The sequence below is a fragment of the Xanthomonas sp. GW genome, from assembly GCF_014236815.1.
Classification (GTDB): Bacteria; Pseudomonadota; Gammaproteobacteria; order Xanthomonadales; family Xanthomonadaceae; genus Xanthomonas_A.
Genome location: NZ_CP051189.1, coordinates 1,642,972 through 1,664,149, shown reverse-complemented (window position 1 = coordinate 1,664,149; position 21,178 = coordinate 1,642,972). Strand labels below are relative to the sequence as shown.

Annotated in this window: 16 protein-coding genes; 6 read left to right on the top strand and 10 right to left on the bottom strand. The window is 68.9% G+C overall.

Annotated elements, in window-relative coordinates:
- Positions 1–65 precede the first annotated feature (65 nt).
- From mgtE to HEP73_RS06915, 4 genes are all read left to right on the top strand, one after another.
- Entirely contained in the window at positions 66–1,424 is a 1,359-nt protein-coding gene (gene mgtE / locus HEP73_RS06930) for a magnesium transporter (RefSeq protein WP_179566246.1), read from the top strand.
- A gap of 225 nt (positions 1,425–1,649) precedes the next feature.
- A complete protein-coding gene (locus HEP73_RS06925) occupies positions 1,650–2,483 on the top strand; it encodes a carboxylesterase family protein (RefSeq protein WP_185822623.1) in 834 nt (277 codons plus the stop codon).
- A gap of 312 nt (positions 2,484–2,795) precedes the next feature.
- Positions 2,796–3,245 carry a hypothetical protein gene (locus HEP73_RS06920; RefSeq protein WP_185822622.1) on the top strand — a complete coding sequence of 150 codons (450 nt, stop codon included), beginning with the start codon at positions 2,796–2,798 and terminating at the stop codon, positions 3,243–3,245.
- A 432-nt stretch (positions 3,246–3,677) separates the two neighbouring features.
- Positions 3,678–4,946, top strand: a complete 1,269-nt coding sequence (locus HEP73_RS06915) for an arsenic transporter (RefSeq protein ID WP_185822621.1) — start codon at positions 3,678–3,680, stop codon at positions 4,944–4,946.
- 153 nt (positions 4,947–5,099) lie between these two features.
- On the opposite strand, the gene HEP73_RS06910 is transcribed toward HEP73_RS06915, so the two are convergent.
- Complete coding sequence (locus HEP73_RS06910) at positions 5,100–6,494, bottom strand: amino acid permease (RefSeq protein WP_185822620.1); 1,395 nt, start codon at positions 6,492–6,494, stop codon at positions 5,100–5,102.
- 697 nt (positions 6,495–7,191) lie between these two features.
- Here HEP73_RS06910 and HEP73_RS06905 point away from each other — a divergent pair.
- On the top strand, positions 7,192–7,671 hold the full coding sequence (locus HEP73_RS06905) for a hypothetical protein (protein ID WP_185822619.1): 480 nt from the start codon (positions 7,192–7,194) through the stop codon (positions 7,669–7,671).
- A 213-nt stretch (positions 7,672–7,884) separates the two neighbouring features.
- Here HEP73_RS06905 and HEP73_RS06900 read toward each other — a convergent pair whose 3' ends face one another.
- The 9 genes from HEP73_RS06900 to HEP73_RS06860 form a co-directional block, all read right to left on the bottom strand.
- Positions 7,885–8,568, bottom strand: a complete 684-nt coding sequence (locus HEP73_RS06900; RefSeq protein ID WP_185822618.1) for a hypothetical protein — start codon at positions 8,566–8,568, stop codon at positions 7,885–7,887.
- Positions 8,569–8,921: 353 nt separating this feature from the next.
- A complete protein-coding gene (locus tag HEP73_RS06895) occupies positions 8,922–9,395 on the bottom strand; it encodes a hypothetical protein (protein WP_255423708.1) in 474 nt (157 codons plus the stop codon).
- A gap of 259 nt (positions 9,396–9,654) precedes the next feature.
- Entirely contained in the window at positions 9,655–11,895 is a 2,241-nt protein-coding gene (locus HEP73_RS06890; protein ID WP_185822617.1) for a methyl-accepting chemotaxis protein, read from the bottom strand.
- A 515-nt stretch (positions 11,896–12,410) separates the two neighbouring features.
- A complete protein-coding gene (locus HEP73_RS06885) occupies positions 12,411–13,475 on the bottom strand; it encodes a pectate lyase family protein (protein WP_185822616.1) in 1,065 nt (354 codons plus the stop codon).
- Between the two features lie 459 nt (positions 13,476–13,934).
- Positions 13,935–14,765 carry a hypothetical protein gene (locus HEP73_RS06880; RefSeq protein ID WP_185822615.1) on the bottom strand — a complete coding sequence of 277 codons (831 nt, stop codon included), beginning with the start codon at positions 14,763–14,765 and terminating at the stop codon, positions 13,935–13,937.
- 204 nt (positions 14,766–14,969) lie between these two features.
- Positions 14,970–16,973 carry a M1 family metallopeptidase gene (locus HEP73_RS06875; protein ID WP_185822614.1) on the bottom strand — a complete coding sequence of 668 codons (2,004 nt, stop codon included), beginning with the start codon at positions 16,971–16,973 and terminating at the stop codon, positions 14,970–14,972.
- A gap of 272 nt (positions 16,974–17,245) precedes the next feature.
- A complete protein-coding gene (locus HEP73_RS06870; protein ID WP_185822613.1) occupies positions 17,246–18,193 on the bottom strand; it encodes an aspartate carbamoyltransferase catalytic subunit in 948 nt (315 codons plus the stop codon).
- 19 nt (positions 18,194–18,212) lie between these two features.
- A complete protein-coding gene (ruvX, locus tag HEP73_RS06865) occupies positions 18,213–18,710 on the bottom strand; it encodes a Holliday junction resolvase RuvX (RefSeq protein ID WP_185815714.1) in 498 nt (165 codons plus the stop codon).
- On the bottom strand, positions 18,703–19,269 hold the full coding sequence (locus HEP73_RS06860; RefSeq protein WP_179566267.1) for a YqgE/AlgH family protein: 567 nt from the start codon (positions 19,267–19,269) through the stop codon (positions 18,703–18,705). The genes ruvX and HEP73_RS06860 overlap by 8 nt, the downstream gene beginning before the upstream one ends.
- 106 nt (positions 19,270–19,375) lie before the next feature.
- Here HEP73_RS06860 and HEP73_RS06855 point away from each other — a divergent pair, with 106 nt between their 5' ends.
- Entirely contained in the window at positions 19,376–21,178 is a 1,803-nt protein-coding gene (locus HEP73_RS06855; protein WP_185822612.1) for a DUF4153 domain-containing protein, read from the top strand.

The following is a 21,178-nucleotide window of genomic DNA, read 5'->3' as shown; positions in this document are numbered from 1 at the left end:
TTGCGATGAACATCTGACCGACCGCCCGCCTTCGGCGCGCGGCCTTCCACTTTCAGGAGCAGCGCATGGCCGATGCCGTCCGCCACGACAAGACCGCGCGGCAGCTGCGTTTGCTGTCCGATGCGCTGGACAGCGGGCGCCTGGGCCCGGTGCGGCGACTGGTCAATACGCTGGCGCCGGCCGAGATCGGCAACCTGCTCGAGTCGCTGCCGCCCGGCAAGCGCGTGGTGGTGTGGGGCCTGGTCGATCCGGAAGACGACGGCGAGGTGCTGCTGCACGTCGGCGAGGAAGTGCGCGAAAGCCTGCTCGCGGACATGGACCCGGACGAGATCATCGCCGCGGTCGAAGACCTCGACATCGACGATCTGGCCAACCTGGTCGAGGATCTGCCCGACACGGTCATCGACGAAGTGCTCAAGTCGATGGACCGCGAGAACCGCGAGCGCCTGGAACAGGTGCTGTCCTATCCCGAGGACAGCGCCGGGCGCCTGATGAACCCGGACGTGGTCACCGTGCGCGCCGACGTCAACGTCGACGTGGTGCTGCGCTACCTGCGCCTGCGCGGCGAACTGCCGGACCACACCGATCACCTGTTCGTGGTCAGCCGCCGCCACCAGTACCTGGGCCGGGTGTCGCTGGCCGCGCTGGTCACCCACGAGGATTCCACCCCGATCAACCGGCTGATCGACGACGAACAGCCGGCCATCGACGTGGGCGAAGGCGCCGACGAGGTTGCGCGGCAGTTCTCCGACCACGACTGGATCTCCGCGCCGGTGGTTGACGACAACAACATCCTGCTCGGCCGCATCACCATCGACGACGTGGTCGACATCATCCGCGACCAGGCCGAGCACCAGGCGATGAGCGCCGCCGGCCTGGACGAGGACGAGGACATGTTCAGCCCGGTGCGGCGCGCGTTCCGGCGCCGCCTGCTGTGGCTGACCATCAACCTGGGCACCGCGTTCATCGCCTCCAGCGTGGTCAGCCAGTTCGAGGGCACCATCTCCAAGCTGGTGGCGTTGGCCGCGCTGATGCCGATCGTCGCCGGCATGGGCGGCAACGCCGGCACCCAGGTGCTGGCGCTGATGGTGCGCGGCCTGGCGCTGGGCCAGATCGGCGCGTCCAACGTCACCGTGCTGCTGCGCAAGGAACTGGCGGTGGCGCTGATCAACGGCCTGGCGCTGGGCATCGGCCTGGGCCTGATCGTGCTGGCGTGGTTCAAGCAGCCGCTGCTGTCGCTGGTGATCGGCTCGGCGCTGACCATCAACCTGCTCACCGCCGCGCTCGGCGGCGTGCTGGTGCCGCTGACGCTCAAGCGCCTGGGCTTCGATCCGGCGCTGGCCGGCGGCGTGATCCTGACCACCCTCACCGACGTGATGGGCTTCCTCAGCTTCCTCGGCCTGGCCACGCTGGTGCTGCTGTAGGCCGATCTGCGCAGCGTGCGCATTGCCGCGAACGCCGCCGCATCGCCCGCGCGCGCACATGTGTCGGCTCTCTCGCCGTCGCGTGGCGGATACCCGCGACAGGCTGAACGCCGCGCGGGCGGCGCCTGACTGGCGCATGTCCGGCGCCGGCCCCGGCCGCACGCCGCGCTGTCCCCGAAGCGCCTGGACACCGATACTGGGGATCTCCACCGCCGAGGGCCGCCCATGTCCATGCGTTCGTTGCTGATGCTGCTGTGCCTGTCGATGGTCGGTTGCAGCAGCCTGCCCAGCGACCCGGCCACCGGCCATTTCGTGTCCCGCCAGCTGACCGTGGACGGTCGCCTGTACCGCTACCAGGTGTTCGTGCCGGCGCCGCCGCACCGCCAGGGACCGGTGCCGGTAGTGCTGTTCCTGCACGGCTCCGGCGAGCGCGGCAGCGACGGCAAGCAGCAGGCCGATTCGGGCGTGGGTCCGTACCTGCGCCGCCATCTGAGCGACTTCCCGGCGCTGGTGGTGATGCCGCAGGTGCCGGACGAGCAGGAGTGGAACGGGGTCAACGCGACCATGGCGCTGCAGGCACTGGACGCGGCCAGCGCCGAATTCAACGGCGATCCGCAGCGCACCTACCTGACCGGCATGTCGATGGGCGGCTACGGCACCTGGGAAATCGCGCTGCAGCAGCCGCAGCGTTTCGCCGCGCTGGTGCCGGTGTGCGGCGCGATCCTGTCCCCGCACGAGGACCGCGAATACCTGGTGGTGACCCCGGTGGCGGAACTGCCCGACCCCTACACCGCGCTGGCCGAACGCCTGCAGCGGATCCCGGTGTGGATGTTCCATGGCGCCGAGGACGACGTGGTGCTGCCGCACGACGACCGCAAGATCTACCGCGCGTTCAAGAACCTGGATGCCGACGTGCAGTACACCGAATACCCGGAAGGCAACCACAACGCCTGGGACGCCACCTATCGCGACCCGAAGATGTGGCAATGGCTGTTCGCGCAGAAGCGCGGCGGCGACACCGCCGACGCGGCGCCGGAAGCCGCGACCGGCGGCAGCTGAGCGGCGCAGCAGACCGGTACGATTTCCAGCTCCTACGCCGTTGTAGGAGCGGCTTCAGCCGCGACCGAACCCATCCCACAGGCGCGGCAGCGTCCGCACCGGAAATGCGCCCGACGCTGCCGGCGCTGAGCCAGGCGAAGGAAAGACAGCAGCGACAGCCAGCCTATAGCGCCGAAGACGAATGAATAACGCCGCGGCGCGCGCGCCCGCCGCGAATGTGCGCGTGCCGATACTGCGTACCCCTAAGCGGCGCAGCATCACCCACGCGCGAAAACCGCGTACAGTCCGCGCTCGTTTCTTCCCGGGCCGCCCATGGCAACCGACACCGCCTTCGCACAGGCCGACTTTCTCGAACGGCTGCAGCGCCTGGACGCGAGCGCCGCCGGCCTCGCCGATGCCGCGATCCCGCCGTTGCTGATCGCCACCTCCGATCCCGCCGCGCCCTGGCAGCTCAGCGAGACCGGGCAATGGCTGCTGCAGGTGCTGAAGGCCAGGCAGGCGCTGTCGCATGCCGCGCACGCCACCACCCTGTCCGCCGACGCGCTGCGCCGCGACCAGAAATTCGCGCCGCCCGGGCGGCCGTCGCTGCACCTCGTGCAGTTGCGTCAGCAGCAGGCCGCGGCGCAACAGGCGACGCGGCGTGCGAAACAGGACTTCGCCCAGGCCGCGGCCGGTTTCGCGCGCAGCGCCGGTCTAGCGCCGCCGACCAAGCTGAGCCTGAGCGAGTTCCTGCAGCGCTGGATCGATAGGCACGTACGGTAGGGGAATCGGGAATCGGGAATCGGGAATCGGCAGAAGCGTGGCCTGGTCGCTCGCTGCCTGCAATGCGTGCTCGCAGCGCATCCGCAGCGCTTGCGCCTGCTTTCCAAGACCGGTAGGAACGTGCATGAGCGGTCGCCGCGTGCAACGCATAGCCGCGGCGCAGCCATGGCGCTGGCGCCCGCTTGCCTGCGTTCGCGCTTCGCTGCCGCCTCGCCGCTGAACGCAAGCGCGCGCACGCTCCGCGAAGTGGTTTGAACGCAAGGCCGGTGGCGACCGGCTTGCTATCCTTGCCGGCCGTTCTTTCTCGCCGATACGCGCACCGACTGCCGCCATGTCCGTCCTTCCCCACGCATCCGCCGCAGACCGCGCCACCGCCCTCGCCGACGGCCGCGCGCATGCGCCCTGCCCGGCCGCACTCGCCGCGACGGCGGCATGAGCATGCTCAGCGGACACACGGCGAACCTCGCCACCTGGAGCATCTGCGCGCTGGCCACGGCCGGGGTGATCACGCGGCCGTTCAAACTGCCCGAGGCGCTGTGGGCAGTGGGCGGCGCGCTGCTGTTGATGGTCCTGGGCCTGATGCCCGGCGTCGAAGCCTGGCACGCGGTATTGAAGGGCTACGACGTCTACCTGTTCCTGATCGGGATGATGCTGCTGTCGGAGACCGCACGCGCCGAAGGCCTGTTCGACTGGGTGGCGATGCATGCGGTGAACCTGGCCAAGGGCTCGCCGCGGCGCCTGTTCGCGCTGGTGTTCGGGGTCGGCATCGTGGTCACCGCGTTCCTGTCCAACGACGCCACCGCGGTGGTGCTGACCCCGGCGGTGTACGCGGCCGCGCGCAAGGCCGGGGCCAAGCCGCTGCCGCTGCTGTTCGCCTGCGCGCTGATCGCCAACGCCGCCAGCTTCGTGCTGCCGATCTCCAATCCCGCCAACCTGGTGCTGTACGGCGGCACCATGCCGACGCTGGGCGCGTGGATGGCCGCGTTCGCGCTGCCGTCGTTGCTGGCGATCGGGGTCACCTTCGGCATGCTGTACTGGGCCGAGCGCAAGGACTTGCGCGGGCGCTGCGCCGAACGCGTGGACACGGTGCCGCTGAGCCGCGGCGGCGCCTTCGCGCTGGCCGGCATTCTCGCCACCGCAGCGCTGCTCGTCGGCGTCTCCGCGCTGGGCCTGGAGCTGGGCCTGCCCACCTGCCTGGCCGGCGTGGCCACGCTGGCGGCAGTGTGCCTGGGCGGCCGGCAGTCGCCGCTGCCGCTGGCGAAGGCGGTGTCGTGGGCGGTGCTGCCGCTGGTGGCTGGGCTGTTCGTGCTGGTCGAGGCCTTGTCGCGCACCGGCGTCATCGCCTGGCTCGCGCAGACGCTGTCCGCCTCCGCGGCGCAGTCGCCGGTGGCCACCGCCGGCGCGGCCGGCACGCTGCTGGCGTTCGCCTCCAATCTGATGAACAACCTGCCGGCCGGATTGATCGCCAGCACCACCATCGCCCAGGCGCATCCGCCGCAACTGGTGGTCGATGCGCTGCTGATCGGCGTGGACCTGGGCCCGAACCTGTCGATCACCGGCTCGCTGGCCACCATCCTGTGGCTGACCGCGATCCGCCGCGAAGGCGAGGACGTGGGTTTCTGGCGCTTCCTGAAAGTCGGCGCGCTGGTGATGCCGCCGGCGCTGCTGTGCGCGCTGGGCGCTCGCTTGCTGCTGGGCTGAGCCGCCGCCGCTTTTGTGTAGGAGCGGCTTCAGCCGCGACGAACGTGAGCCAGAGGGCTTTGCGTTCCCGCAAAACTCCGTGCTATGCGGGCCTAATCGCATTACCCACCTTCCGGTCGCGGCTGAAGCCGCTCCTACAGGAAGCGCGGTGCCCTACCCTGCCCGCTGCGCGCGCAGGCGTCGCGCCACGCCGCTGATCAGCGCGATCGCGGCGGTTAGCGCGGCCATCGACAGGAATTGCGCGCGGGTGTCGGGCGAGGCCACCAGCAGGCCGAAGATCAACGCCAGGATCGCCAGCGCCAACACCGTCAGCACCGGATAGCCGCGCATCCGGAACGGCAGGCGCGTGCCGGCGCGATCGGCGCGCGCGCGCAGGATCAGCTGCGACAGCAGCGAGATCGTCCACACCAGCAGGCAGGTCGCGCCAACGATGTTCAGCAGCGTCGGCAGCACGCGATTGGGATACAGCAATTCCAGCACCGCGGCGACGAAACCGAACAGCACGCTGGCCAGCACCGCCAGCAGCGGCACCTGCTGGCCGTTGGTGAAGGCCAGCGCGCGCGGCGCCTCGCCGCGCTGCGCCAGCGAAAAGATCATCCGCGAGGCGCCGTACAGATTGGCGTTGAGCGCCGACAGCAGCGCGATCACCGCGATCAGGGTGATGCCGGTGGCCGCGCCGGGAATCTTGGCCGCCTGCAGCACCGCGGCGAACGGCGAACTCAGCGCCTCGCTCTGCCACGGCACCACCGCGATGATCACGCTCAGCGAGCCGATGTAGAACACCAGGATGCGCCAGGCCACGGTGCGGATCGCGCGCGCGATGCTGCGCTCCGGGTCGGCGGTCTCGGCCGCGGCCACCGCCACGATCTCGGTGCCGCCGAAGGCGAACACCACCACCAGCAGCGCCGCGCCGATGCCGGCCAGCCCCTTCGGCGCGAAACCGCCGTTGCCGGTGACGTTGGACCAGCCCGGCGCGGGCACGTTCGGCAGCCAGCCGGCCAGCAGCGCCACGCCGACCAGGATGAAGCCGACGATCGCCACCACCTTGAGGATCGCGAACCAGAATTCGAACTCGCCGAAATTGCGCACGCCGAGCAGGTTGATCGCGGTGAAGGCGGCCATGAACACCACCGCGACCAGCGGCACCGGCAACGCCGGCCACACCGTCGCTAACAGGCCGGCCGCACCCACCGCCTCGGCGGCGATCACGATCACCAGTTGCAGCCACCACAACCAGCCCACCGTCGCGCCGGCGGTGGCGCCCATCGCATCGGCGGCATACACCGAGAACGCGCCGCTGGCCGGCTTGGCCGCGGCCATCTCGCCCAGCGCGTTCATCACGATGATCACCAGCGCGCCGGCGACCAGATAGGAGATCAGCACCGCCGGCCCGGCCGCGTGCACGCCGACGCCCGAACCCAGGAACAGGCCGGCGCCGATCGCGCTGCCCAGCCCCATCATGATCAGTTGCCGCGGCTTCAACGCATGGCGCAATGCAGGCGCGGCGGACGGGGCGGCGGGACCGGGAGGCATGGACGGATGCGGCATCGGGTTCGTCGATTGGCAGGAATCCCGACACGATACCGCGTCGCGATAGCGCCGTGCTCGCTGCCGCGCGTCAACCGATCCTGAGCGGCTCGCGTCGAGACTTCAGATCCGCAGCCGACGATAGATCAGCACGGTTTCCGCTCAGCAGCACCGAGCGTGCGGCGCAGCGTCCTCACTGGCGAGCGGCGGCCGCCCCCGCGCCACCGCGACGCGCTGGTGCGTCCAGCGGCCGCAGCGTCGCTAACCACCGGACGCGTGCCCGCCGCCCTGCCCTTCGCTTCCCAGGTCCCTTCTCGACCAGCCTGCGCACGCGCAAACGGGGCGCGGCATGCACGGCCCGTAGGCGACACCGCGAAGTTCTGGAATACAAAACTCCTGCGCGACAGAGAGACGACACACAAGGTTCGGAGATACGAAACATCGATATTTCGCCAAGCGCGTCGCATGTCGTTGATTTTAGATATTGACAGCGATACTAACGTCAGAAATACTGAACAAAGCGTCGAGTCGGAAGCGTGGCCCGGCGACCAACGTAGCGCCGCCCAAGGCGCTACGCCGGTCGCCAGGTACGGCTCCGTCCGCACGTGTGATGGCAGGCCAGGAGATGGCCTGCACCGAGCGGTTTGGCCGGAAAGGACCACGGCTGCCGCCCGGCCCAAGCGCAACGGTCCGCTGCATCAAGACAAGGAGAGACACCATGATCAAACCCCTGTTGACCCTGGCCGTTCTGGCCGTCGCATTCACTGCGGCGCAGACCCATGCCACCGGACAGAAACTGGAAGCCAACGACACGATCCAAGGCCTGGGCGAACGCGTCCCGGCCGGCAAGAAGAACGTCAGCCTGTCGCCGCTGTTCAAGGTCTACACGTTCGAGAAGTCCGGGCTGACCTTCGCCCAGGTCAACTCGTCGAAAGACGAGGTGATCACCGTACTCGCGCTCACCCCGGGCGCCCAATCGCGCCTGCCGATCGGCTTGGCCGCCGAAGAGCAACTGATCGTCGTCAACGACGAGAAGGACCGCCCGCTCGGCATGGTCACCGCCGCCGCGAGCTGCCCGTGCAGCGCCACCGTGGTTTACCAGGACGCCAAACAGATGATCGTCGTGGTCTACGGCTCAAACGGCGAGTACATCACCTCGTACGTGCTCCCCCGCAGCAGTTCGTCCGTACCGCAGTAACTCGCGCTTCGGTTACTGCAGCCGCGGCCGATAACGGCCGCGGCGTTTTCGTTGCTTAGCAAGCGTCCCGACGCGAAAACCGCGTGGCCGATCCGTAACCAAATGCATTGCTGTAGATAAAAAGCGCACAACGCCGCCACAGGCACGGCGGATACCGTCTCAGAGGTCTACATCGGCAATACGAGGCAGGCCCGATCGACAAGCTCTGCCGGCTCAGGGCAGTTGGTTGCCCGACAAGACCTGTTGCACCACCAGCAGTGCCGGATCGCGGGCATCCACCTGCTGCAGACGCTGCTCCAGTTCCTCGCTGCTCAGGACGCCCTCGCGATGCAGCCATCTGAAGCGGTTGCGGCGCTGCTCGGGATGTTCTTCGGCGAGCATGACGTCGTACTCGCGCCGCAGGTAGCTGGCGCGGCGCTGTTCGATCTGCGCGACGATGCGCTCGCCGTCGGCATTCTTGATCACCAGCAGATTGCCTTTTTCGGTCGGGATGATCAGGTAGTGGGTCACGACGAGGTGATAGGCGGCATAGCAGATCATGCCGACCCATAGCCAGAACGAGGGCGTGAACGCGTGGTATTTCAGCGAGGACATCACGGTCAGCACCAACCCCAGCACGCCCCACAGCAGGCCGGCGTTGCGCAGCCACTGATTGCGTTCGGTCAGCGTCTGGCGATCGCGGCCGATGTCGCCGTAAGCCACCGAGAAGCTGCGGCTGCCGGAACTGTCCTGCACCGAATAGTGCAACTCGTCGTCGCCGAAAACATAGCCGATACGGTTCGAAAAGCGGCGTTGCTGGATTTCCACGATCTTCCCTTGATCTGCGACGCCCGCCCCCTGCCGACGCCCGCGCGGCAAATATAGCCAAAATCGTGGCGATGCGCCGCCACCGGGCACGCGGTCGCCCGCTTGACCGGCACTATTTCGGTGTCCTCGGACGACGTCCTGCGCCGGCGGTTGCGCACGCAAGGCATCGAAATGGCGCGATCGGGAACGTTGGGCGCGAGCGATCCCGAGCCTGGTCTTGCAGCCGCGGAAGGTGGCGGTTGCGACGGTCCACGCCGCGGCCGCGGCCTACGGGCCTGTCAGCGCGATCGACCTCGCTGCCGTGTCCGCCGCCAAGTGCCATGCGCGATGCCGAGGCAGGCCCGCCTGGGCAACGGCGTGCCGCTCAACTGCTCGCAGTACCGATCGGCCTCCTGTTCGATCTCCCGCCTGGCGCCTTTCGGGTCGGCGATTGTCCACCATGGCTAACCGGCCTGGCCGCTCTTCCGGAATTCCACCGGACCGGCGTAGCCGGGGTATTTCTTCTTGACCAGGATCCTGTCGCCCGGACCCAGGCATGCATCCTCCAGCGAATCTTTCACGTGGCCCTCGTCGACGAAGAACTCCTCGTAGGGCAGCGCCAGCACGCGTTCGTGGCCATCCACGGTGAATTTCAGCAACAGCGCGTCGTCGCGCTCGAAACAAAGTCGCTGCCACGGGAAAGCGGTAAGTGCCGAAGCCGGCACCTCCGCCGCATCGCGGCCACCCAGCAGCGTATCGACCTGCCGCGCGAATTGTTCTTTGGAAAGCGCAGCATCGGCCAGCGTGCATCCTGCAGTCGAGACGACCGAGAACATCAGCAAGGCGAGACGAGGTAGCGCCGGCACCCGTATAGGCGCGCGTGCATCGCCAACGGCACGGTACGGCGCGGGCAGCGCCTCGGTGGTGGCGTCGAACATGGGACGTGGCTCCTTCCGCCGTCGATGTCCGATTCTGGGGCACACCGGCCAGCGGCTCAACATCAGGCCGCACAGAAAGCAGGGAACCCGACAGTGCGAGGGGCGCCGGAGAGACCGGTAGAGCGTCGCAGGCGGCGGCGCGGCATCGGCTGCCGGATGCTGCGGCAACTGGCCCGTATTTCCTGCGCGACACGCGATGCGCGTGTCGCGACAGCAAGCCGCCCTCCGGCTGGAGGGCGGCGAACAGCGCAGGCGCCGATCAGAACTCCTGCCAATCCTTGTCGGTGGCCATGGCGGCGACCGACTGCAGGCGACGCGCAGCGGCCGGCGCGGGCGCCGGACGGGCGTAGCTTTTCGGCTTCGGCGCTATCGCCGGAGTCGGCTGGCGCACCGGCGCGGCGTTCTCTTCCAGCTTGAACAAGGCCACCGCCTGCGCCAGTTCGGTCGCCTGCTGCTCCATCGACCGCGCCGCGGCGCTGGCCTCTTCCACCAGGGCCGCATTCTGCTGCGTGCTCTCGTCCATCTGGGTCACGGTCTGGTTGACCTGCTCGATGCCGGCGTACTGCTCCTGCGAGGCGGCGGAGATCTCGCTCATGATGTCGGTGACGCGCTGCACCGAGGACACGATCTCGTGCATGGTCTTGCCGGCCTGGCCGACCAGCGCCGAGCCTTCGGCGACACGGCTCACCGAGTCGTCGATCAGTTCCTTGATCTCCTTGGCCGCGCTGGCCGAACGCTGCGCCAGCGTGCGCACTTCCGAGGCGACCACGGCGAAGCCGCGGCCCTGTTCGCCGGCGCGCGCCGCTTCCACAGCCGCGTTGAGCGCGAGGATGTTGGTCTGGAAGGCGATGCCGTCGATGACGCTGATGATGTCGGCGATCTTCTTCGAGGACGCCTCGATCCCGCTCATCGTGCTGACCACCTGGCCGACCACGTCGCCGCCTTCCGACGCCACCGTCGCGGCACCGGCCGCGAGCTGGTTGGCCTGGCGAGCGTGATCGGCGTTCTGCTTCACGGTGGAGGTCAATTCCTCCATCGAGGCGGCGGTTTCCTCCAGGCTGGCCGCTTGCTGTTCGGTGCGGCGCGACAGGTCGTCGTTGCCGGTCGCGATCTCGCTGGCCGCGGCATTGATCGACACCGCCGAATGCTTGATCCGGCTGACGATTTCGGACAGCTGCTCGGCCGTGGCGTTGGCGTCGTCGCGCATCTGTGCGAACACGCCGCGGAACTCGCCGTGCATGCGCGCGGTCAGGTCGCCGGCGGCGATCGATTGCAACAAGGCCGACAGGGATTGCAGGTTGCCGTCGGCAGTGGTCATCAACTGGTTGAGACTCTCGACCATGACCCGGAAGTCGAACTGGAAACTGTCCGCATCGCCGCGGGCGCTGAAGTCGCCGTCGGCGGCGGACTGCGCCAGCTGCTTGATCTGGCCGTTCATCGCCGCCAGGTTGGCCTTCACCTCGTCCATGGTCTGGGTCAGCACCGCCTTTTCGCCGGGCAGACGGTCCATGTCCTGACTGAGGTCGCCGATCGCGTAGCGGCCCATGATCTGCGCCAGCTTCAGCTTGACCTCGATATGCGAGCCGACCACGGCATTGGTTTCCGCCGCCATGCGCCCGTAGTCGCCCGGGAACGCCGAGGCGTCCATGCGGAAACTGATCTGGCCGGCGTCGTGGCGCTTGGCCATGTCCAGCTGCGCGGCGATCAGGCTGCGCAGTTGCTGCTGCATGCCATGCATCGCGCCCAGCAGGCGCCCGGTCTCGTCGCTGGCCAGGGTCTGCACGTCGTTGTCCAGATCGCCGCGCGCGATCGCCTCGGCGGCGCGCGTGGCGCGGCTCAGCGGCACGGTGAGGCTGCGAGTGATCAGCCAGGCCAGCAGCACGCTGACCAGCACCACCGCGACGCCACCGCCGATCAGCATGGCGCGGCCATGGTCCATTGCCGCATTGGCGTCGTCAAAAGCCTTCGCGCCGCGCTGGCGCTGACGCTCCGAATACGCGTTGATCGCGTCCTGCCACTGCTGGGTGGCCGGCGCGGCCTGCTTCATCAGCACCTGCAGCGCCTCGTCGGACTTGTCGTTCATGCCCAGATCCAGCACTTGCTGGTTGGCGGCGCGCGAGCGTTCGTAACCGAGATCGATCTGCCTGCGCATCTCCGCGCCGGTGGCATCGGTCACCGGAACCGCGTAGAGCTTGTCGTGGACCTCGCTGTATTTCTGCCGCTGCTCGTCGATGCGCTGGGCGAACTGGATGTTCTCTTCTTTCGTGGTCGGCAGGACGATATTGCGCAGATTGACCGCGATGACCGAACTGGCCTCGCGCATCGCGCTGGTGTATTCGAGGAAGGTCATGTTGCGCTTGACGATGCTGTCCATGCGTTCGCGCGCCTGCGCCAGGGTCATCAACCCGGCGACGACGAGCGCGCAGGAAAGCAGGATGAGCACGCCGAAGGCCGCAGAGAGTCGCGTACCGACGTTGTAGCGCTGGAGGAATCCGATCATGGAGGTACCTACTGGGGGAATGGAATGGAAAAGCGCCATGCCTGACAGGTGCGGAACCGGGCACGAAATCGAAAGGCGGAAAAGCCTCGGCGCAGCGCGAGCGCCAAGCCTGATATTTCAATTTCGAGACAGTTTTGCGCAACGCAAGCGTCGGTGCTTGGGCCAAGTAACGGCGACCGCCGCGGATTCTTGATGCGCAATTGCGCATATTTTATTGAACGCCCTCATACAGGTGAGCGGCGTGTGTAGGCAGGCCGGCGCAGCGGCCGCGACGCGACCGGATCGATGAAATCCACGTGAAAAATGCGCCTGGCCGGCGCCCGGCGACGGGTCGCGGTACGCAGTGGCAGGTCGTTGCGACCCGCATGTCCTTCGGGATCTAGCTCAGGCCGAGCGGCCGATGCGGTGCGGATCGGTGCACACGCCGCTTGCGTCGCATGCCCGGTGCGCACGCGGATGGACGGCCGGCGTCCGCTCCGGACCACGCCGGGGCGGACGCACGGCAGTCGGATGGCCTACTCGGCCAGGTTGGTGCCCGCGCCGGCGGTGGCGATGACCTTGGCCTTGACCTGCGCCGCCGGGGTCGCGGTATAGACGTAGCCGATCGGCTGCGGGAACGTCTTCGACGAAATCCAGGTCGTGGCGTTGGCGTAGGGCTTGCTGGTGCTGTCCGGCACGCTCCAGGTGATGCCGCCGCCGACGTAGTTGTTGATCAGGTCCCAGTAGCCGATCTCGCTGCTGTCGCGCGAGGTCACCGGGTTCTTCGCGTTCTCGAAGTAGTTGGCCTCGATCAGCGCGATCCCTCCCATGCGCACGTTGATGCCGGAGGTGAGCACGTTGTTGAAGTAGTTGTTGTAGATGTGGCTCAGCCCGCGGCGTTGCAGCGGCAGCCGCGATTCCACGTTCTCGAAGCGATTGTGGTGGTAGGTGGTGCGCGCGGCGGCGTTCTTGGTGTCGTTGTCGCTGTAGCCGTTGAGCGCGACCTTCTGGTAGTCGTGCACGTAGTTGTACGACACGGTGACGTGGTGGGCGCCCTTCTTCATGTCGATGCCACCGTCGAAGGAGGCGTCGCCGGCGCCGGAGCACTTGGTCAGCGAGGCGAACACGGTGTTGTGGTCGATCCAGATATTGGACGGCTCGCCGCTGGAGTTGCCTTCCAGCGAGATCGAGTCCGCATCCTCGCCGCCGGGCAGCAGGCCGATGGTCATGTTGCGGATGATGATGTTGTGCGCATTGCCGCCCACCCACAGGCCGAAGTTCGCCGAGGAACCGTTGGCACCCTTGATGGTGATGTTGCTCTTGTTCTTGATCTGCACGGTCTTGGCCGGCAACTGCCACTGCGCGCAGACGTTGCCGATGCTGGCGAAGTTGAACTGGCCGGTGTAGTTCAGCACCAGGCCGCCGCTGCCGGAATAATTATTGATCGCGGCCTGCATCGCCTCCATCGTGGCGACGTTGATCGGAATCGCGTTGCCGCCGCCGGTGGTGGCGGCGCCGTAGCCGACCGGACCGGCGACGGCCGGCGATGCGCAGAAAACCAGGGCAAGCGCGAGCGCGCCCTTGAGCGGCTGGATGTTCATCAGACTCTCCCATCTTGCAGCGATAGATGCCTGCGCCCTCGCGGACGCGATGGGCGATGGCACGGGGCGTGGGGGCCGGGCGCAGTCTTCGCCTGGCGCAGGGGCCGGCGCAATCGGCCAAAGCGCGAAGCTAGATCCGCACCTACGATCGCGCCGCAAGACATGCGGAACAGACACGAACGGACAGAGGGAGACAGACAACGACAGGCGAAGACAGGCGCCTGCAACGCACTCGCGCGCGACGTTGCAGGCGTGCCGAAGACGACGAAGAACCGCGATGCAGCGTCATCGACACGACGCTCGGCGCCGCCCGCCAAACGCGCTCGCTTCGCGGCGGAGACATTCGCGCGCCATTGGCGCATCTGCCGCACATGCAGCCGATGTTGCGCGTGCAGCATGGACCGGCGCAGGCGACGCCGGCTGAGCACCGTCGCCAACCCGTCCGCACGATCATGAACGCTACGGGCCGGCCGGTGCCGGCGTGATCCTGCCGTGCTCGCGCGCCGCCCACGACACGCGCTTCTGTGCGGACCCGAGCAGCGCGGTGGCGCGGCTGTTGTGCGGCCGCGCGGTATAGAGGATCCACTTGGGCAAGCCGGGCAGGCGCGCGTCGGCGTATGCGGCGCGCCCATGCTCGAAACGCAACAGGCGATAGACCCAGAACAGGTGCGGCTTGCGGTCGCGGGTCAACGATGCATCGGCCCAGACCGGCACCAGTTGCAGCAGTCCGCAGCCGGCACGCTGCGGCAGTGTGCGGTAGTCATCGGCGCCGGGTTCGTGGGTCTCCACGTCGATCGAGCGGTAGCCCTCACCGCCGGACAGCAGCACCCGGCGCCAGGCGTTGCCGCCGGCCAGGCCGACCCCGCCGCTGCCGAGGGTGACGATGAAATCCGGCCGCCGGTCGTGGTTGAGATCCGCCGTTTCCACGCCGTGGAAGCCCATCGGCGAGCCGCCCAAGGCGACCGGCGCGACCAGGGCGCGGTCCTGCGCATCGAACAGCTGCAGCATCGGCATATCGGTGAAGTCGAGCTGCAGGCGGAGACCGGCATGGCGATAGGTCGTGATCCCGTCCCAGCGCATCTTGCCGCCATCGGCCGGCTCCAACGCCTGGACCTTGCATGCCGCGCTCGGCGGCGTGCCGGCCCAGGGCGGGTATTGCGGATGCCAGGCGCTGGCCAGTGGCGCGGCCGCCAGCAGGCACAGCAGCGCGGCCAGGCGCGACGCGGCGCCGTGCCATCGCCGCAACAGGCGTGCGCGTGGCGGCGCCGTCGTCGCGTGGATCCGGCGCATGCGCATGGCCAGCGCAACGCGCGCCACCCTGCTCGGCGCTACGGCACTACATGCAGCGATCGCGACGGCGGCGCCGATACGGGTTGGCACGATCCTTCTCCCTGCGTGCGAACGCACGCGGGCGCGTGCGGCGCGGCACTATCGCCGCGCCGGCGACATCGCGCAAGCGACGCGCAGCCGCCACGCGCCGCGCAGCCCGCGGACTCAGCTCACCGCGTCGACCTGGTTGTCGGCGCGATCGGCGTCGGGCAGTTTGTGCTCGGGATCCAGGGTCACGTGCAGCACCTTCTGCGTGCTCGGCACGCGGACCTGCGGCTGGGTCTGCTGGATCCAGGTCTCCACCGGCACGCGCTGGTCGAGGTGGCTGCCGTCGGCGAAGTCGATGCGCAGCGTCGCCGGCATCACCAGCTTCTGCCGGCTCTGCAAGGTCACCAGCAGGCCCTTGGCCGGATCATGTTCGACATAGCTGGCCGCACGCACGCCCATGTCCAGCTGCCAGTTGTTGAAATACCAGCCGCGCCACCACCACGACAGGTCCTCGCCGGATTCGCTTTCCATCAGCCGAAAGAAATCCGACGGCGTGGGATGCTTGTAGGCCCAGGTGGCGATGTACTTGCGGAACGCCGGGTCGAAGCGCGCCGGGCCGAGGATCTGTTCGCGCAGCAGCACCAAGCCCAGCGCGCCCTTGAAGTAGGTCAGTGAATGCCGATAGGTCTCGCTGGTGGCATCGGCGCGGTCGAGCAGGTTCGGCGCCTGCGCATCGGCCAGCAGCGGCAGGATCTCGTCGACCGGGTTGCCGCCCTTGGGCGCGTACTCGCTGTCGCGCTTGGGCGCGAATTCACCATGGTTGATCGCATCGGAGGCGTAGACGTCGATGAAGGTGTTGAAGCCCTCGTCCATGAACGCGTAGCGGCGCTCGTTGGAGCCGACGATCATCGGAAACCAGCCGTGCCCCAGTTCGTGCGCGGTGATCCAGAACAGGTCCTTGCCGCCGTCGTGCATGTCGTCGAAGACGATGCCCGGATACTCCATGCCGGCGCCGTGGCCGCCGAGGTTCACCGCCGCCGGCCACGGATACGGGTACCACTGCGAGAAATGTTCGATCGACGCCTTGACGAACTCGGTGGAGCGGTCCCACTTGTCGGCACCGACGCCTTCGCGCGGATACACCGACATCGCCAGCGCATGCTTGCCGTCGGGCAGATTGACGCGCGCGGCGTCCCAGACGAACGCCGGCGAGGCGGCGAAGGCCACGTCGCGGGTATGCGCCATGTGGAAGCGCCAGGTCTGGGTGCCGCTGGCGGTGGGCCGGCTGGCCGCGTCGCCGATTTCGGCGGCGCTGCGGATCGCCACGGTGCGGTCGCTGGCCGCGGCCTGGGCCAGGCGCTGGCGCTGCGTGGCGGTCAGCACCTGCGCCGGGTTCACCAGCTCGCCGGAGCCGGCGACCAGGTAGTTCCACGGCACCGTCACCGCGTAGTCGAAATCGCCGTATTCCAGGTAGAACTCCGCGCCCAGGTAGGGCTGCGTGTCCCAGCCGCGCTGGTCGTCGTACACCGCCATGCGCGGATACCACTGCGCGATCTCGTAGATCTCGCCGTCGCCGGTCGGGGTGACCGCGGTGCGTCCGCCCCAGGTGCCGGGCACCGTGTAGGCGTAGTCGATATGCAGCTTCAGCGCCTTGCCGGCGCCGGCCAGCGGCTGCGGCAGGTCCACGCGCATGCGCGTATCGTCGACCAGGAAGTTGGCCGGCACGCGCTTGCCGCCCTGCTCCACTTCCACCTTGGCGATGCGGTAGCCGTCGCTGGAAGGCGCCGGCGGACGTTCCGCCCGCGCCGGGCGCACGCCGCGGGCGCGCGCGTCGGCGCGGTAGATGTTCTGGTCCAACTGCAGCCACAGCACGTCCAGCGTGTCCGGGCTGCGGTTGCTGTAGGTGATGGTTTCCTGGCCGCTGAGGGTGCGCGTGGCCGGATCGATGCTGGCGTGCAGGTCGTAGTCGGCGCGGTTCTGCCAGTACAGCGGTCCGGGCACGCCGCCGCCGCTGCGATAGGCGTTGGCCGGCTGCGGCAGTTGCAGCGGCGCGAACAGGGCCAGCGGGTCGTAGCCGCCAGCGGGCGCGGCAGCGGCCGGCGCGGCGGCGCTGGCCTGGGCGAAGGCGACGAGGGAAGCGCAAGCCGCGGCGAAGCCGGCGCGGCGCAGGGTGTGGATCATGGGAGCGTCCGTGGGGAGGATCGCCACCGATGGTAGGCCGAAACGGCGTGGTGTGGATGTGCCGGTCGGCGTGGTCGTCGGCGTGGACATTCAGCGCAGGCGGGTGGTCCGTCGCTTGCGTTTGTCGCGGCTGAAGCCGCTCCTACAGTGCACCCAGCACGTTCGCCGCAGTTTCCTGTAGGAGCGGCTTCAGCCGCGACGAACGGAGCGATACCTCATCGGCGCAAGCAAGGCATCCGAGCCGGAGTGACGGCCACCGCACACCCCACGCCTCACCCCAACAACGTCTCCAGCACCGCCATGCGCACCGCCACGCCGTTGGCGACCTGACGCAGCACGCACGACTGCGGGCCGTCGGCGACCTCGTCGGTGATTTCCACGCCGCGGTTGATCGGGCCCGGATGCAGCACCACCGCGCCCGGCGCGGCGCGGCGCAGGCGTTCGGCGGTGAGGCCGTACTGCGCGTGGTAGCCCTCCAGCGAGGACACCAGGCCTTCCTCCATGCGTTCGCGCTGCAGGCGCAGCATCATCACCGCGTCCACCCCGTCGAGCATGGCGTCGAAGTCGTCGCCGACCACGCAGCCATCCAGGGTGCCGTCGTCGGGCAGCAATGCCTGCGGGCCGCACACGCGCACTTCGCCGGCGCCGAGCGTGCGCAGCGCATGCAGGTCCGAACGCGCCACCCGCGAGTGCTTGACGTCGCCGACGATGACCAGCTTGAGCTTGGAGAAGTCGCTGCCCTTGGCGTGGCGCAGGGTCAGCATGTCGAGCAAGCCCTGGGTGGGATGCGCGCTGCGGCCGTCGCCGGCGTTGATCAGCGCGGTGCCCTCGCCGGCCGCCTCGGCCAGGCGCTCGACCGCACCGTCTTCGGGGTGGCGCACGACGAAGCCGCGCACGCCCATCGCTTCCAGGTTCTTCAGCGTGTCGCGGGCGGTCTCGCCCTTGCGCGTGGACGAGGTCGAGGCATCGAAGTTCAGCACGTCCGCGCCGAGCCGCTGCGCGGCCAGCTGGAACGAGCTGCGGGTGCGCGTGGAGGGTTCGAAGAACAGCGTGCACACCGCGGTGCCGGCCAGCACGTTGCGCTTGCCGACCCGGCCCACCGCCGCGTCGCGGATCTGCCCGGCGCGGTCCAGCAATTGCAGCAAGGTCGCGCGCGGCAGGCCTTCCAGGGTCAGCAGGTGGCGCAGGCGCCCGTTCGAATCGAGTTGCGGGTCAGTCATGGCGGGTCCGGGCAGAGGATCAGGAAATGGGAGTGGCGTCGTCGGGGGCGGCCAGCCAGCGCTCGATGATCACCGCGGCGGCCACCGCATCCAGCGCGGCGGCGTCGCGGCGGCGCTTGCGGCCTGCAGCGCGGTCCACGGCGAAGCGCTTGGCCGCCTCGACCGAACTGGACCGCTCGTCGACCAGCACCACCGGCACCTTGTAACGGGCGCCGAGTTCGCGGGCGAAGGCATGCGCGCGCTTGCGGTTGGGTTGGTCGGCGCCTTCCAGGGTCAGCGGATCGCCGACCACCAGGCCGTGCGGGCGCCATTCGGCGTACAGGCGGTCCAGCGCCGGCCAGTCCGGCCCCTGCGCGTGCACATCGACCACGGCCAGGGCGCGCGCGCCGCTGCCGAAGCTGCTGCCCACGGCCACGCCGATGCGGCGATTGCCGACGTCGAAACCGAGCACGGTGCCGTCGCGGCGAATGGTGCCGGCAGCGGCGCTGTCCGCAGCGGGTGCGCCGGGCTCAGGCATGCCCGCTGTAGTCGGTGAGACGGAACAGGTCCACGCCGATGCGGCCGGCGGCGGTCTGCCAGCGCCGCTCCAGCGGCAGCTCGAACAGCAGTTCGGCATCGGCCGGCGCGGTCAGCCAGCTGTTCTCGCCCAGTTCGTATTCGAGCTGGCCGGCGCCCCAGCCGGCGCAGCCCAATGCGACCACCGCGTTGCGCGGACCGTCGCCGCGCGCCATCGCTTCGAGCACGTCGCGCGAGGTGGTCAGGAACAGGCCGTCGCCGAACGCCAGGCTCGAATCCCAGGCGCGTTCGCCGTCGTGGATCACGAAGCCGCGTTCCGGATGCACCGGCCCGCCGCTGAGCACCACCTGCTCGCGCAGCGTGTCGTCGATGGTGTCGATGCCCATCTGCGCCAGTACTTCGCCCAGCGTGTATTCGGAGGCGCGGTTGACCAGCACGCCCATCGCACCGTTGGCGTCGTGCTGGCAGATCAGGGCCACGCCGCGCGCGAAATTGGGATCGGACAGCGCCGGCAGCGCGATCAGCAGTTGGTTGGCCAGGGGGGTAGGCAAAGCGGACATGGCCCCATTCTATCGTCCCTCCCGCGCCGGCGCTGCGCCGGGCCGGAGCGGACTGCCATAATCGCCCCGATCGCGCACCGCCGCGCCGCCAAGGATGCTGTCTCGCATGGAAACCGCCCCCGATCTGCCGCGCCAGACCCGCGCCTTCATCGTCCTGGTGGCGCTGCTGCAGGGCGCGCTGCTGTACCTGGCCCAGCGTGGCGCCGATGCCGGGTGGTGGCCGTTCGCGGCGCTGGGCGGCCGGGTGTGCTGGTACACCCTGGTGCTGACCGTGCCGACGCTGACCCTGCTGTCGGTGCGGCGCCTGGGCGAATTGCGCCTGTGGCAGCACGCGATCGCCGTGGCGCTGCTGGTGGCGGCGCTGTCGGCCTGGGCCGCATGGAGCGCCACCGGTGCGCCCGGGCTGCGCAGCGAGGAAGTGCTGGTGCCGTTCGGCATGGCCGTCGCGCTGGGCATGTTCGTGCTGCTGCCGTGGCTGCAGTGCCGGCTGCAGCATGGCCACTGGCAGGCGCCGTACCGCGAATTGTTCGAACATGCCTGGCAGAACGCGCTGACCCTGGCCCTGGCCTGGCTGTTCGTCGGCATCTGCTGGTTGGTGCTGTGGCTGTGGGGCGCGCTGTTCGCGCTGGTGAAGCTGGAGTTCTTCCGCGAACTGTTCCGCCAGAGCGCGTTCGCCTACCTCGCCACCGGCATCATGTTCGGCCTGGGCCTGCTGATCGGCCGCACCCAGCAGCGCGCGGTGCAGGTGATGCGGCAGATCCTGTTCGCGATCTGCACCGGGCTGCTGCCGCTGCTGGCGTTCGTGGCGGTGCTGTTCGCGCTGAGCCTGCCGTTCACCGGCCTGCAGCCGCTGTGGGAAACCCGCGCCGCGGCGAAGATCCTGATCGCGCTGGTGGCGGCCCTGGTGGTGTTCGTCAATGCGGTCTACCAGGACGGCACCGCCACCGCGCCCTATCCGCAATGGCTGCAGCGGCTGATCGACGCCGGCCTGCTGAGCCTGTCGCTGTACGCGCTGCTGGCGTTGTACGCGCTGTGGCTGCGCATCGACCAGTACGGCTGGAGCGCGGAGCGCTTCAACGGCGTGCTGGTGGCGGTGGTCGCGTGCGGCTACGCGTTCGGCTATGCGTGGGCGGTGCTGCGCCCGGACGGGCGCTGGCTGCGGCCGCTGGCGCCGGTCAACCGGGTCATGTCCTGGGTGGTGATCGCGCTGGCGCTGGCCACCAGTTCGCCGCTGCTGGACCCGTACCGCATTGTGGTCGGTAGCCAGTTGCAGCGCTTCGCCGACGGCCGCACCGCGGCCGCGGACGTGGATCTGTACTACCTGCGTTTCGACAGCGGCCGCCGCGGTTACCAGGCGGCGCAGTCGCTGCGCGACGCACCGGGCTTCGCCGAGGACCCGGCGCAACACGAACGGCTGCAACGCATCCTGCAACGCACGCAGCGCTGGGGCGACGACGACGGCAGCGCCGAGAAGCGCACGCAAGAGCGCATCGCCGCGCCGGCCGAACTGCGCCAGCACATCCCGCTCGCCGCCGGCAGCGCCGATCCCGGCGATGGCTGGTGGCAGGCGCTGCTCGCCGGCACTCTGCAAGACGGCGGCTGCCGCCAGCGCGAGGACCGCTGCGTGCTGCTGGTGCGCGACCTGGACGGCGACGGCAGCAGCGAAGCGCTGCTGTGCAACGACAGCGACAACTTCGGCATGGAATGCCGGATCCATGCGCACCGCCAGGACCGCTGGCAGGACGCGGCACGGGTGCATTTCTCGCCCAGCGACGTCAATCGCCCGGGCGCGGCGTTCGATGCATTGCGTGCCGGCAAGCTGCAATTGGCGCCGCGACGCTGGCCGGATCTGAAGTTGCCCGATGCGCAGCGCGCCGAAGTTTCCCCCGAACACGACCAGGACGACTGA